A 13,230-nucleotide genomic window follows, 5' to 3' on the forward strand; every position below is an offset into this window, starting at 1 on the left:
TCGTCCGCGGGGCAGGATGGGCCGCGGGTGCGACGTCCGGGCGACGACGAGGGGTGGGTGGCGCGTGAGGGGACGGCAGGGTACGGCACGGGGGCGCGGACGGGCCGGGAACGGGCGGCACCCTGCCGCCCGACGGGCGGGTGTGGTGGTGCTCGCGTCCGCGGTGCTGCTGGGGCTCGCGGGTGCGGTGCCGGGGCAGGGGGCCCTGGCCGGCGAGGCCGCCGCCGGGTTCCTCCCGGCCGCTTCCGGTGATGCCGGCGGCTACGCCTTCGCCGAGGACGCGCGGAGGATCGACGGCGCCGCGAGCGTGACGGAGTCCGTGGCACTGGAACCCGGCCGCACCTACCGGAGCACCCTGCCGGCGCGCGGCAAGGTCTACTACCGGCTGGAACTCGACGACTCCACCAACACCTACGCCTCCGCCACCGCCGTGCCCCCGGCCGGGCGTACCGCCTCAGTCATCGACGGCATCAAGGTCTCCGTGGAGGACGGCGAGGGCCGCTCCTGCGATGTGGACACGGAGAGCTTCGGCGCGGCAGGCAGCCCGCATCCGGTCGCCGCCTGGGCCATGAGGGAGATCTCCCCCAGGAGATCCCTCTGCCAGGAGGCCGGTACGTACTACATGACCGTCGAACGCGTCGACCCGGACGGCGACGGCTCCTCCCCCGACCCCTGGGAGATGGAGCTCATGACGGTGGCGGAGCCACCGCTGGAGCAGGCCGGTGCGACGAGCGCGCCGAAGGAGTGGGACTCCGCCACGCCCCAGCCCGTGGCGGGAGAGCCCGAACGGCGCGCGGGCGGCGCGGGCTTCACCCGGGCCACCCCCGTGGGCCACGGAGTCTGGCGGGACGACATCCGCCCCGGGCAGACGCTCTTCTACAAGGTTCCCGTCGACTGGGGCCGCCGGCTCCATGTCACCGCCGAACTGGGCGGTTCGGGCGGGGGCGGCAGCGGTTACGTCGCCGCCGCGCTGGACGTGGACCTCTACAATCCCGTGCGCGGCTACATCGTGGACATGGGCGTCGGCTACGACGGCGGCAGGAAGGCGGAGAGCCTCGCTCCCCTGCCGCCGGTCACGTACCTCAATCGGCACGCCGTCAGCCGTCAGGCCGGGGCGATGCGGTTCGCCGGCTCCTACTACCTCGTCGCGCACCTCTCGGCCGAGGTGGCGGACGGCTTCGGCGACGGGCCCGTGCCGATGACGCTGCGGGTGCGGCTGAGCGGCGCGGCACAGGACGGGCCCGGATACGCGGGCGAGTCCCTGCCGTCGGACGTCTTCACGGTCACGGGGGAGGACCGGGAAGCCGCGGCCGAGGGCGGGACCGCCGACGACGTCGCCGCCTACCGGGCGCTCGCGGTGGGCGGGATCGGCACCGGCACCGCGCTGCTGGCCGGGCTCGGCGTGTGGACGCTGGTGGCACGGCGCCGGGCCGTCACCCGGGCGGCGGCGGACCCCTCGCCGCAGGCGCCGTTCAGATCCGGGTGAGGGCCCAGAAGCCCACGGCGTAGCAGACCAGGGCCAGGAGTACGAGGGGCACGGCGACCCCGGCCGACGGGCCGGGACGGCGGCCGCGGCGGCGGTGGGTCCGAGGGGCGGTGGACCCGTGCCGCGCCGGCGCCTCGCTCGGCGGCGGAATCCGCGAGCCCTGGGCCGTGTACTCGGCGGTCGAGGCGTCGGGACGGACGGCCGGGTGGGGCAGGGGGGCGCGCAGCGGATGAGTGGGGTCGTGGGGGGAGAAGTGGGGGCCGGCGTCGGCCGGCTGGGCAGGTGGTCCGTACGGGGCCGGCGGCGCCTGAGGCGCGTGCCCGGGGGCCGGTGGAGGTGGCACGGGGGCGGATGTGACCGTGGCCCGGGGCGGCGGCAGGGGGAAGCTTCCGGTGTCCGACATGGCGGGTGGCCGCGGAGTGGACCCGGTGCTCCGACGCGGATCGGCTGCTACGACGTCCGCGCTCCCGCCGTACGCCCCCGAGCCGGTTCCGGCGCCCGCCCCTGTGGCCGATCCGGCCGACACGGAGCCGGACGGAACCCCGGAGACGTCCCCGGCGCTCGGGCCCCGGCCGGATCCGGACACGGCGTCGGCTTCCCCGCCGTCGGCCGGAGATCCCCGCTCCTCCTCCCGCGGCGTACGCCCCTCACCCGGCGGGCCCACACCCGAGGCCCGCTTCAGCGGGCCGGACTCGGCGAAACCCGGTGGCAGCGGGCCCAGTTGGTCGAAGATCTCGATCAGTTCGTCGTCGGGGCCGGGCTCCGGCAGCAGCTCCGCGGCCGCCGCGAGGGCCTTCCGCGCCCCCGTGGCCGTCCGGAACCGCGCCAGGGGATCCGGCTGGAGCAGTGAGGCCACCACCTGCCACAGCGGCTCGGGAATGCCCTGGGGCGGTCCGGGGGTCCCGTGGTCCGCGAAGTACTGGATGAGGGCCTTGGCGTCCGGCTTGGCGCCCTCCAGCAGATACAGCGCGACCAGGCCCACGGCGAACAGGTCGGCGGGGAAGTCCGGTTCGGACCCCAACAGCTGCTCGGGTGCGAGATAACCGGGCGTGCCCACCACCAGGTTGGTCTCGGTCAGCCGCGGCTCGCCCAGCCGCATCGCGATGCCGAAGTCGGACAGCCGCAGCCGTGGCCTGCCGGTACCGGTGGCCTCCAGCAGTACGTTGGCGGGCTTGACGTCGCGGTGCACGACGTCCTCCGCGTGCACCGCGGCGAGCCCCGCCAGCAGCTGATCGAGCAGGGTGCAGACGAAGGCGGGCGGCAGCGGACCGTAGTCACCGACCAGGTGGACCAGCGAACCGCCGGTGACCAGGTCCATGGTGAACAGGACCTTGTCGTCGTCCGCGGCCCAGCTGGTGGGCGCGAGGACATGGGGATGGTCGATCCGCAGCGCCTGCTCGCGCACGAAGCGGAGCAGGGAGTGCGCGTCGCTCTGCAACAGGACCTTGGCGGCCACATAGCGGCGGCGGCGGTGGTCCCAGGCACGCCAGACGGCCCCGACGCCCCCGCGCCCGATCGGATCGACCAGTTCGTACCGGCCGGCGAAGACCTCACCCATGGCTGTGCGTCGCTCCTCCCCCTGCGGTGTCCCCCTGTGCCTTCCCCCCGACTCGGCGAGCGATACGCATCCCCCTGCCCCCGTCCCCTGTCTTCGCGCGCATCCCCCGTTCCGCGCGCCCCGGCCGCCGAACCCCCTTCGGTGCCGGGCCGGGAGTCAGTTCTGGTGGGACTGGTAATGCGTGACCGCGTCGGAGGTGCGGCCGGCGCCGTAGACCCGCAGGAACTCCGCCAGTTCGGGGTGGGTGGGGGCGAGGGTGTCGGCGGCCTCGATGATGTCGCCGGCGGCGGCCACCGAGCGCAGCAGGGACTGGATCTCGCGAACCACCCGCTTGACCGTGGGAGCCCCCGAACTGCTCGTCGTCTGCGTGGTGTTGCTGAGCACCGAACCCCCCTGTGACTTCTTGATCTCCTCCATGCGCTCGGTCGCCTCGGCCGCGCTCACACTGCCGTCCGCCACCTGCCCCGCCAGGTCCTGAAGCAGCTGCACGCGCTGCACCACGGCCGGATTTCCGATCTTCGCCCGCTGGCCGCTCATCAGCTGCGACAGCATCGGTGCGGACAGGCCCAGAACCCCCGCGAGACGAGCCTGGTTGAGGCCCAGGTCGTCTATGAGCCTACGGAAGAGCGCCCCCAAAGGCTCCCCGTACCAGTTCCGCTGCAGTTCCCGCGCTCTTGCGGTGGCTTCCTGCTGTGCGGCGTCCATTGCGTCTCCCCATCGCTTCCCCAAGAACCGTGGTTCGCTGTAGCGAACCACGTCCGAGCATCTTACGGAGAGTGGTTGGTCACGGGGACCCCCAATCCTTTTGCGGAATCCCCGGGGGGACCCGGTACTCTGGTTCCGGGCGCCCACCAGGACGCGGTTGTCGCAGGTGGACGCTTTCCCGCGGGGCCTTAGCTCAGTTGGTAGAGCGCTGTCTTTGCATGGCAGATGTCAGGGGTTCGACTCCCCTAGGCTCCACAACAGGACCCCTCCCACCTGCGGAAACGCGGGTGGGAGGGGTCCTTGTTTCACGTGAAACGGCGCGGTGGGGCAGAAGACACCCAAGTCTCCTGCCCCACCGCGCCGTTGATGTCGTCGCGCGTCAGGGCTGATCGTCGCGCCGGGCGGCCTCTTCCTCGGCCTCCTTGGCCTCGACCTCCGGATCCAGCGAGGCTCCCTCGCTGCCGTCCACCGACGTCAGCTTCGTCGAACCGGACACGTCCGTCGCGGCCGGCGGCTCCACCAGCCAGTCCGGGTTGGCCTGCTTGTCCCACCACTTCCAGGCGGCGAAGGCGCCGCCGGTCACGGCGCCCAGGATCAGCACCATCCGCGCGGCACGGCCGGCCCTCGCCCGCCGCTGCTGCTTGCGGACCAGTTTCTGGATCTGCCGCGCCGTGACCTGACCGCGGAGCGCGGCCAGAGCGGCCGCACCACGGGCGGCGGCCTCGTCCCTCGCGGGACCGGCGGCGGCCACCGCCTGTTCGAGCCGGGGACGGGAGTAGTCCGCGGCCTGCCGGGCGGCCTTGCGGGTGCGGTCGGCGGCCTGCTGGGCGGCCAGGTCGACCTTCGGCGGCACATGCGTGCGGGCCTGCTCCAGATACGGCTGGACACGAGCGCCGTACTGGACGCGGGCCTGGCCCGCGGCCTGCGTCACCATGGGCGCGAGCCGTACGCGGGCCTCCTGTGCGTAGTGCGCGGCCCTGACCTTGGCCGTGTCGGCGTAGGGCGCCACCACTTCCGCGGCGTGCAGCACGCTGTCCTTCGCCGAACCGGTCGCGGCGCGCACGCTGTCGATGCGGGTCACGAGTTCCTCCTCCTCGGTGGCGTACGGTATTTCGACTTTCCACCCTTTTACGGATCATGCCTGCCGGGTCGCCGCGCGGCATGCGCGGACGGGCATCCGGGTGCCGATGAAGTTGATCGATCGCGATATCAAGTGCAATAGCGGAAGAATCCGGCAACAGGAGCTTGTCGTCGACAATGCCACGGATCGTCGCCATACGCCCCTGCCAGGGGACCACTCACCCGGATTTCCGCAAGAGGAACGGCCCGGTGGGCCACCTGTGAACGGAGGTCGGGCGACTGTACGTCCCGTCCGTGCGAGGATCAGGGAGTCACGGAAAGACAACGGAAGGCACATCGTGGCTGAGCAGCTCAACGCCACCCTGAAGACCAACCACGGCGACATCCAGGTCCGGCTCTTCCCGAACCAGGCGCCGAAGACGGTCAAGAACTTCGTCGAGCTCGCCAAGGGCGAGCGGGAGTGGACGCACCCGGAGACCGGTAAGAAGTCCACGGACAAGCTCTACGACGGCACGGTCTTCCACCGGGTGATCAGTGGTTTCATGATCCAGGGCGGTGACCCGCTGGGCAACGGCACCGGCGGTCCCGGCTACCAGTTCGAGGACGAGTTCCACCCGGACCTGCGCTTCGACAAGCCCTACCTGCTGGCGATGGCCAACGCCGGCCCGGGCACCAACGGCTCGCAGTTCTTCATCACCGTCGCCCCGACGGCGTGGCTGAACCGCAAGCACACCATCTTCGGTGAGGTCACCGACGCCGCGAGCCAGAAGGTCATCGACACCATCGCGTCGACGCAGACCAACCCGCGCACCGACCGCCCGGTGAACGAGGTGGTCATCGAGTCGGTCGAGATCCGCGAGGGCTGAGTACCTCGTCCCCCGGGGTGCGAAAAGCCTTCGAAGGGAACCAATCGCCCCGCTCATCCGTAAGGATGGGCGGGGCGGGGCTTTTCCACACGACCTAGGGGATCCCATGGACGACCAGGCTGCCGGCAGCCCGCAGGACGCCCAGCGCGTCCCTGTCTGCTATCGCCACCCGGACCGTGAGACCGGTATCCGCTGCACCAGGTGCGAGCGCCCGATCTGCCCCGAGTGCATGGTCGACGCCTCGGTCGGATTCCAGTGCCCCGACTGTGTCCGCGGCGGTTCGGGCACGGGGCACGCGCCCACGGCCTCCATGCCCCGCACGATCGCCGGGGGAGCCGTCGCCGCCGATCCTCGGCTGATCACCAAGATCCTGGTCGGGCTCTGCCTCGCCGTCTTTCTCGTCCAGCTGTCGCTCGGCGACCGCTTCACCGACCAATTCCAGCTGATCGGCCGTGCGTACATCCCCCTCCTCGGATCGGTTGAAGGCGTCACAGAGGGGCAGTGGTACCGGCTGCTGACATCGATGTTCCTGCACGGCAGCTACATCCACATCATCTTCAACATGCTCAGCCTGTGGTGGATCGGCGGACCGCTGGAAGAGGCGCTCGGCCGAGCCCGTTACCTCGCCCTCTACCTGATCTCCGGGCTCGCGGGCAGCGCGCTCACGTACGTGATCGTCGCTCCGAACCAGGGCTCACTCGGCGCGTCCGGCGCGATCTTCGGGCTGTTCGGTGCCACTGCCGTACTGATGCGCCGCCTCAACTACGACATGCGTCCGATCATCGCCCTGCTGGTGATCAACGTGATCATCACGTTCGGCTGGAGCAACATCGCCTGGCAGGCCCATATCGGAGGCCTCGTCGCCGGTGTCGTGATCGGGTACGCCATGGTCCACGCCCCGCGTGAGCGGCGTGCGCTGGTGCAGTACGGCACGTGTGCGCTGGTACTGGCCGCGGTGGTCCTGACGACGCTGCTGAGGACGGCGCAGCTGACCTGACGGCCGGGGGTTGTCCACAGCCCGTGGCGGATCTTGTGCACACTGTGCGGGAACATCTGTGCCTTGGGTAACCGACCAGTGTTTCCGCAGGTCAGCGGCCATGCGAACAGATTTTCGGTTGCCGGTGGTTCTGTCACACCGGCGTCAACCTCCGAAGGGTTATCCACAGATCGTCGTTGTTTTCCCCATGTGGACAAGGCCTGTGGATAACTCAGGGGACAACTCTGCCCAGAGCTGATGGACAGCTCCGGGCAGAGCGTTGCTCACCGTACGACGAGCGCTACTTCCACTGGGTCGAGACGCCGAATCCGGCGGCGATGAACCCGAAGCCCACCACGATGTTCCAGTTGCCCAGGGCGTCGATGGGCAGCGAACCGTCGGTGACGTAGAAGACGACGATCCACGCCAGGCCGATGAGGAACAGGGCCAGCATCACCGGCGCGACCCAGGCGCGGTTGGTCAGCTTGATCGCCGCCGCCTGCTTGGAGGGCGGCGGCGTGTAGTCGGCCTTCTTGCGGATACGTGACTTCGGCACGAGGGTCTCTCCTGTCGATGCGCTGCGTGGCCGCGCAGGGAACTGGGTCGGGCTCGGGGCAGCGTACAAGGGGACTCTGAGCGCTCCCCCGGGCGTCCGTTAGCGTAGTGCTTCCGCGGCGCCGAAGGAGATAAGGGTACGTTGAGCAATTCTGCCGACTTCCCCGGGAAGGAATCCAGTCCTGCCCGCCGGCGCCGTTTCCGGCCCGTGCGGGTGCTGACCGCGGGCGTCTTCGCTCTCGCGGGACTCATCTTCTTCACCAGCTTCGACACGGCCAAGGGCACCAACATCCGCACGGACGCCTCGCTGCTGAAGCTCTCGGACCTGATCCACGAGCGCAGTCTCGAGAACGGCGAGCTGGAGGAGTCCAACGGCGCGTTGCGCGACGACGTGGAGTCCCTCGCCGAGCGGGACGACGGCAGCACCAAGGCGGAGGACGACAAGCTCGCCGACCTGGAGAAACGCGCGGGCACCCAGAAGCTCAAGGGCGAGGCGATCACCGTCACCCTCAACGACGCGCCGCCGGACGCCACCGCCAAGCTCCCCGGTTACCCCGAGCCGCAGCCGGACTATCTGGTCATCCACCAGCAGGACCTCCAGGCCGTGGTGAACGCGATGTGGCAGGGCGGCGCCGAGGGCATCAAGGTCATGGACCAGCGGCTGATCTCCACCAGCGCGGTGCGCTGCGTGGGCAACACCCTGATCCTCCAGGGCCGCGTCTACTCACCGCCGTACAAGATCACGGCGGTCGGCGATCCGGAGAAGCTGAAGAAGGCGCTCTCGGCCTCGCCCGCGATCCAGAACTACATGGTGTACGTCAACGTCTACGGGCTCGGCTGGAACGTCGAGGACAACGGGACGGTGACGCTGCCCGGCTACTCGGGCACGGTGGACCTGCACTACGCGGAGCCCGTGGAGTAGCAGCCGCGCACGGCGGACGTCCCTCGTCGTTGTTTCACGTGGAACATCCCCGGGGATCGAGGCGATCGGCCCCGGGACACGTACGTGTGGGTGCAGCCCGCGGAGGCCCGGAAACCGGAGGCCTCGCGCCGTTAGTCTGTTGGCGTACGGCGTGGGTCTGGTGCCGTGGTACGACGGAAGGGACGGCATGTACAGCTGGATCTGGCGGCATCTGCCGGGCAACGGATGGGTGCGGGCACTCATCTCACTGGTACTGGTCATCGCCGTGGTCTACGTCCTCTTCCAGTACGTCTTTCCGTGGGCCGAGCCGCTGCTGCCCTTCAACGATGTGACGGTGGACAACCAGTGAGCGCGCGCATTCTCGTCGTCGACAACTACGACAGCTTTGTCTTCAACCTGGTCCAGTACCTGTACCAGCTGGGTGCCGAGTGCGAGGTCCTGCGCAACGACGAGGTGTCGACGGCACACGCGCAGGACGGTTTCGACGGCGTCCTGCTGTCGCCCGGCCCCGGCACTCCCGAGGAGGCCGGTGTCTGCGTGGACATGGTGCGGCACTGCGCGTCGACCGGGGTGCCGGTCTTCGGCGTCTGCCTCGGCATGCAGTCGATGCAGGTGGCCTACGGCGGTGTCGTGGGCCGGGCCCCCGAGCTGCTGCACGGCAAGACCTCGCCGGTGGAGCACGGGGGCAAGGGCGTCTTCGCGGGTCTGCCCTCCCCCTTCACGGCGACCCGGTACCACTCGCTGGCCGCCGAGCCGGCCACGGTTCCGCCGGAGCTGGAGGTCACGGCCAGGACGGCGGACGGCATAGTGATGGGTTTGCGGCACCGTGAACTCCGGGTGGAGGGCGTGCAGTTCCATCCCGAGTCGGTGCTCACCGAGCACGGCCACCGGATGCTGGCCAACTGGCTGGTGGAGTGCGGCGACGAGGGCGCGGTGGCGAGGTCGGCGGGGCTCGCCCCGGTGGTGGGCAGGTCCTCGGCGTGACCGCGCTGCGCCCCGAGCGCGAGTCCGGCGCGGACGACTACGGCGGTGCCGGCGGACAGGGCACCTCGTACGGCGGGCAGCCGTACGGGGTTGTGGGTGCGTACGGGGACGGCTGGTACGACAACACGGCGCCCGACCCCTATGGCGGCGCTTCCGACAGCACCGCGTATCTGCCGCCGGTCGACGAGGAGACGGTGGCGCTGCGCATCCCCGAGCCACCGGTGCGCAGGACGCGCGAGGCTCCGGCGCCCGCAGCGGCCTCGGAGGGCCGGGCGGCCCGCAGGAAGGCCGCCAAGAGGCGCCACGGACGCCGTGGCGGCTCCCACAAGGCCGGAGAGGTCTCCGAGGCCGTACAGGGGCGTCACGAGGGCTCTGAGGGGGCGTCACGGGCTCCGCTGTCGCGGGTGGAGGCGCGTCGGCAGGCGCGGGCGCGCAAGGCGAGCCCCGCGGTCGTCGCGAGCCGGGCGATCGGCGAGGTGTTCATCACCTGCGGCGTACTGATGCTGCTGTTCGTCACCTACCAGTTGTGGTGGACGAACGTACGGGCGCAGGCGCAGGCCGGAAAGGAGGTCAGCGACCTCCAGAACGACTGGGCGAACGGCGAGCGCAAGCCGGGGGCGTTCGAGCCGGGCCAGGGCTTCGCGCTGCTGCACATCCCCAGGCTGGACGTGGTGGTGCCGATCGCGGAGGGCATCAGCAGCAAGAAGGTGCTGGACCGGGGCATGGTGGGCCACTACGCCGAGGGGGCCCTGAAGACGGCGATGCCGGACGCGAAGACCGGCAACTTCGGGCTGGCGGGCCACCGCAACACGCACGGGGAGCCGTTCCGGTACATCAACCGGCTGGAGCCGGGCGACGCGATCGTCGTGGAGACGCAGGACGAGTACTTCGTCTACAAGATGGCGTCGATTCTGCCGGTGACGTCGCCGAGCAACGTGAGTGTTCTCGACCCGGTGCCGAAGGGCTCGGGCTTCAAGGGGCCGGGCCGCTACATCACGCTGACCACGTGCACCCCGGAGTTCACCAGCAAGTACCGCTTGATCGTCTGGGGCAAGATGGTCGAGGAACGGCCGCGCAGCAAGGGCAAGCCGGATGCGCTCGTCAGTTAAGGGCAGAGGAAACGTGGCAGCGACCGCCGACGACACCGAAGAACACACCGACGCGCCCGCGTTCTCGCCGCATCGAGCGCGCCGCCGCCGTCTCGGCCCGGTGGCGATGGTGGTCAGCTTCTTCGGGGAACTCCTCATCACCGCGGGCCTGGTGCTCGGCCTGTTCGTCGTCTACTCGCTGTGGTGGACGAACGTCGTCGCCGATGCCGCGGCGGACAAGCAGGCGGACAAGGTCCGTGACTCCTGGGCCGAGGGGTCCGACGGCGGCGGAGGTCCCGTCTCCTTCGACAGCAAGAACGGCATCGGCTTCCTGCACGTGCCCGCGATGAGCGGTGACGAGATCCTCGTCGAGAAGGGCACGTCGATGAAGGTCCTCAACGACGGCGTCGCCGGCTACTACACCGACCCCGTGAAGGCGACCCTGCCGACCTCCGGCAAGGAGGGCAACTTCTCCCTCGCCGCCCACCGGGACGGCCACGGCGCGAAGTTCCACGGCATCCACAGGATCGAGAAGGGCGACCCGATCGTCTTCGAGACGAAGGACACGTGGTACGTCTACAAGACCTACGCGATCCTCCCCGAGACCTCGAAGTACAACGTCGACGTCCTCGGCAAGATCCCGAAGGAGTCCGGCAAGAAGAAGGCCGGCCACTACATCACCCTGACCACCTGCACGCCGGTGTACACCAGCAAGTACCGCTACATCGTCTGGGGCGAACTGGTCCGCACGGAGAAGGTGAACGACGAGCGCACACCACCGAAGGAACTGCGCTGACACCACGCGGGGCGGCCCGCGAAGGCAAGGAGCCCCGGCCCTCTCGGAAGAGGGCCGGGGCTCCTGTCGTGCGGGGACCGCGGGTCAGTCGTCGTCGCCGTTGGGGCCGCCGAAGATGCCGCCGTCGTTGCCTCCGTTGTTACCGCCCTGATCCGCGGTGATCAGACTGACCGCGGTGCCCTTCTGCACCTGGGTGCCCTGGGGCGGGGTGGAGCCGAGGACGCGGGAGTTGGGGTCCTGCGAACCGACGATGTTACCGACCGCCAGCCCGTTCTCCTGGAGCATCCTCTGGGCGTCCTTGAGGGTCTGGCCGTTCACGTTCGGGACGGCCACCTGCTCGTTCTGCTTGGCCTTGCCGATGACGATCTGTACCTGGGAGTTCTTGTCGACCTGGGTGCTCGCGGTCGGGGTGGTGCGGATGACCTTGCCGACCAGGTTCGGGTCGTCCGTCTCCTCCTCGGTGCAGTTGCCCACGAGTTCGTTGGCCGTCATCTGCGCCTTGGCCTCGTCACAGGTCTTGTTGACGACGTCCGGGACCGTGGACTTGGCCTCCGCCTTGGCGACGGTGAGGGTGATGGTGGTGCCCTTCTCCACCTCCTCGCCGAGCCCCGGGTCCTGCTTGAGGACGGTGCCGGGTTCCTCCGTGGACTCCTCCTGCTCGGTCTCCACGACGAACTCGTACTTGTCGCCCTCCAGCTCGGCCTTGGCGTCCTCGAGGCTGTCGCCGACGACGCTCGGCACCGCCACCTTCGGCGCCCCGGTGGAGACCACCAGGCTGACGGTGGAGTCCTTGTCGACCTTGGTGCCCGCCTCGGGGTTCTGCTCGCAGATCTTGCCCTTGCTCTGGTTCTCGCAGGGCTTCTCCTCGAAGCTGAGCTTCAAGTCGCTGTTGGCGGCGAGTTTCTCGGCGCCGTCTCTCGTCTCGCCGATGAAGGTCGGGGTCGCGACGGTGTCGTTGCCCACGCCTCCGCTGCCGCTGATGGCCCAGCGGCCGATCAGGATCGCGCCGATGAGGACCAGGACACCCGCCACGACCAGCAATATCGTCGAGGTGTTGTTCTTCTTCGGCGGGCGGCGCCGGCTCTGGCGCTCGTCGTAGCCGTAGCCGCCGTCGTCCGGGTTCATGGGCGGCAGCATCGAGGTGGCCGCCCCGGCGCCGGCGTCCGCGCGCAGTGCCGTCGTCGGCTGGTCGTCGGGGTAGCCGCCGTAGCCGACCGCGCCCAGCGCGGCGGTCGCCGCGACCGGCTGGCCGTCGAGGCAGGCCTCGATGTCGGCGCGCATCTCGTCGGCCGACTGGTACCGGTAGTCGGGGTCCTTGACCAGCGCCTTCAGCACGATCGCGTCCATCTCGGGCGTGATCTCGGGGTCGAAGACGCTCGGCGGCTGCGGCTCCTCCCGTACGTGCTGGTAGGCGACCGCGACCGGGGAGTCGCCCACGAAGGGCGGGCGGACGGTCAGCAGCTCGTACAGCAGACAGCCGGTGGAGTACAGGTCGGACCGCGCGTCGACCTGCTCGCCCTTGGCCTGCTCCGGCGAGAGGTACTGCGCGGTGCCGATGACGGCGGCGGTCTGCGTCATCGTCATGCCGGAGTCGCCCATCGCACGGGCGATGCCGAAGTCCATGACCTTGACCTGGCCGTTGCGCGTCAGCATGACGTTGGCGGGCTTGATGTCACGGTGGACGATGCCGGCCCGGTGGGAGTACTCCAGTGCCTGGAGGATGCCGATGGTCATCTCCAGCGTCCGCTCCGGCAGCAGCTTGCGGCCGCTGTGCAGGAGCTCACGGAGCGTGGAGCCGTCGACGTACTCCATGACGATGTACGGGATCGACACGTTGTCGATGTAGTCCTCGCCCGTGTCGTAGACCGCGACGATCGCGGGATGGTTGAGCGAGGCGGCCGACTGGGCCTCCCGGCGGAACCGGGCCTGGAAGGACGGGTCGCGCGCGAGATCGGCGCGCAGCGTCTTCACTGCCACGGTGCGGCCGAGGCGGGTGTCATGCGCGAGGTAGACCTCCGCCATGCCACCGCGACCGAGCACCTGGCCCAGTTCGTACCGGCCGCCGAGGCGACGCGGCTCTTCCATAGCTACCTACCAGCCCTCTCCGTCGGTCCCGGGCGGCACACTCGTGCCGCCGGAGGCTGCCGTCCGGGCCTACCGTACCCGGCTCGATTTGTGTGACCTGGCCAAGTGCGTCAGCCGATACAGGACCGG

The 13,230-nt window shown here is 69.9% G+C and carries 13 protein-coding genes and 1 tRNA gene; 9 read left to right on the forward strand and 5 right to left on the reverse strand.

Annotation, left to right across the window (positions count from 1 at the left end):
* The first annotated feature begins 64 nt into the window (after positions 1 to 64).
* Positions 65 to 1,486, forward strand: a complete 1,422-nt coding sequence (locus ACZ470_RS10780; protein WP_468426470.1) for a hypothetical protein — start codon at positions 65 to 67, stop codon at positions 1,484 to 1,486.
* Here the strand turns inward: ACZ470_RS10780 and ACZ470_RS10785 are convergent.
* Positions 1,473 to 3,044 carry a serine/threonine-protein kinase gene (locus tag ACZ470_RS10785; RefSeq protein ID WP_468426471.1) on the reverse strand — a complete coding sequence of 524 codons (1,572 nt, stop codon included), beginning with the start codon at positions 3,042 to 3,044 and terminating at the stop codon, positions 1,473 to 1,475. The genes ACZ470_RS10780 and ACZ470_RS10785 overlap by 14 nt on opposite strands.
* A 156-nt stretch (positions 3,045 to 3,200) precedes the next feature.
* Positions 3,201 to 3,749 carry a helix-turn-helix domain-containing protein gene (locus ACZ470_RS10790; RefSeq protein ID WP_103545009.1) on the reverse strand — a complete coding sequence of 183 codons (549 nt, stop codon included), beginning with the start codon at positions 3,747 to 3,749 and terminating at the stop codon, positions 3,201 to 3,203.
* A 182-nt stretch (positions 3,750 to 3,931) separates the two neighbouring features.
* On the opposite strand from ACZ470_RS10790, the gene ACZ470_RS10795 reads away from it, so the two are divergent.
* Positions 3,932 to 4,004, forward strand: a tRNA-Ala gene (locus tag ACZ470_RS10795).
* Positions 4,005 to 4,128: 124 nt separating this feature from the next.
* Here ACZ470_RS10795 and ACZ470_RS10800 read toward each other — a convergent pair.
* The gene (locus ACZ470_RS10800) at positions 4,129 to 4,830 is read right to left on the reverse strand and encodes a DUF5324 family protein (RefSeq protein ID WP_468426473.1); all 702 of its coding nucleotides are present in this window, start codon (positions 4,828 to 4,830) and stop codon (positions 4,129 to 4,131) included.
* Between the two features lie 337 nt (positions 4,831 to 5,167).
* Between ACZ470_RS10800 and ACZ470_RS10805 the strand changes: the two genes are divergently transcribed.
* Together ACZ470_RS10805 and ACZ470_RS10810 are read left to right on the forward strand one after the other, a co-directional pair.
* A complete protein-coding gene (locus ACZ470_RS10805) occupies positions 5,168 to 5,695 on the forward strand; it encodes a peptidylprolyl isomerase (RefSeq protein WP_468426475.1) in 528 nt (175 codons plus the stop codon).
* 106 nt (positions 5,696 to 5,801) lie between these two features.
* On the forward strand, positions 5,802 to 6,692 hold the full coding sequence (locus tag ACZ470_RS10810; RefSeq protein WP_468426477.1) for a rhomboid family intramembrane serine protease: 891 nt from the start codon (positions 5,802 to 5,804) through the stop codon (positions 6,690 to 6,692).
* A 280-nt stretch (positions 6,693 to 6,972) separates the two neighbouring features.
* On the opposite strand, the gene crgA is transcribed toward ACZ470_RS10810, so the two are convergent.
* Positions 6,973 to 7,227: a cell division protein CrgA gene (gene crgA, locus ACZ470_RS10815; protein WP_004929143.1), complete on the reverse strand. Its 255-nt coding sequence runs from the start codon at positions 7,225 to 7,227 to the stop codon at positions 6,973 to 6,975.
* Positions 7,228 to 7,368: 141 nt separating this feature from the next.
* Here crgA and ACZ470_RS10820 point away from each other — a divergent pair, with 141 nt between their 5' ends.
* The 5 genes from ACZ470_RS10820 (at position 7,369) to ACZ470_RS10840 (ending at position 11,016) form a co-directional block, all read left to right on the forward strand.
* Positions 7,369 to 8,148: a DUF881 domain-containing protein gene (locus ACZ470_RS10820; protein WP_468426479.1), complete on the forward strand. Its 780-nt coding sequence runs from the start codon at positions 7,369 to 7,371 to the stop codon at positions 8,146 to 8,148.
* 187 nt (positions 8,149 to 8,335) lie between these two features.
* A complete protein-coding gene (locus ACZ470_RS10825) occupies positions 8,336 to 8,497 on the forward strand; it encodes a hypothetical protein (RefSeq protein ID WP_361459883.1) in 162 nt (53 codons plus the stop codon).
* Positions 8,494 to 9,132, forward strand: a complete 639-nt coding sequence (locus ACZ470_RS10830) for an aminodeoxychorismate/anthranilate synthase component II (protein WP_468426481.1) — start codon at positions 8,494 to 8,496, stop codon at positions 9,130 to 9,132. The genes ACZ470_RS10825 and ACZ470_RS10830 overlap by 4 nt, the downstream gene beginning before the upstream one ends.
* The gene (locus tag ACZ470_RS10835; RefSeq protein ID WP_468426483.1) at positions 9,129 to 10,241 is read left to right on the forward strand and encodes a class E sortase; all 1,113 of its coding nucleotides are present in this window, start codon (positions 9,129 to 9,131) and stop codon (positions 10,239 to 10,241) included. The genes ACZ470_RS10830 and ACZ470_RS10835 overlap by 4 nt, the downstream gene beginning before the upstream one ends.
* A 13-nt stretch (positions 10,242 to 10,254) precedes the next feature.
* On the forward strand, positions 10,255 to 11,016 hold the full coding sequence (locus ACZ470_RS10840; protein ID WP_468426485.1) for a class E sortase: 762 nt from the start codon (positions 10,255 to 10,257) through the stop codon (positions 11,014 to 11,016).
* Between the two features lie 84 nt (positions 11,017 to 11,100).
* On the opposite strand, the gene pknB is transcribed toward ACZ470_RS10840, so the two are convergent.
* Positions 11,101 to 13,101, reverse strand: coding sequence for a Stk1 family PASTA domain-containing Ser/Thr kinase (gene pknB / locus ACZ470_RS10845; RefSeq protein ID WP_468426487.1), 2,001 nt, complete (start codon positions 13,099 to 13,101; stop codon positions 11,101 to 11,103).
* Between the last annotated feature and the right edge of the window lie 129 nt (positions 13,102 to 13,230).

This window comes from Streptomyces sp. NPDC031111 (assembly GCF_055570675.1).

What these genes read in the sequence shown, in the direction of transcription:
- ACZ470_RS10810 (WP_468426477.1), top strand. Translation starts at nt 5,802, where the DNA reads ATGGACGACCAGGCTGCCGGCAGCCCGCAGGACGCCCAGCGCGTCCCT.
- ACZ470_RS10790 (WP_103545009.1), bottom strand. Translation starts at nt 3,749, where the DNA reads ATGGACGCCGCACAGCAGGAAGCCACCGCAAGAGCGCGGGAACTGCAG.
- ACZ470_RS10785 (WP_468426471.1), bottom strand. Translation starts at nt 3,044, where the DNA reads ATGGGTGAGGTCTTCGCCGGCCGGTACGAACTGGTCGATCCGATCGGG.
- pknB (WP_468426487.1), bottom strand. Translation starts at nt 13,101, where the DNA reads ATGGAAGAGCCGCGTCGCCTCGGCGGCCGGTACGAACTGGGCCAGGTG.
- ACZ470_RS10825 (WP_361459883.1), top strand. Translation starts at nt 8,336, where the DNA reads ATGTACAGCTGGATCTGGCGGCATCTGCCGGGCAACGGATGGGTGCGG.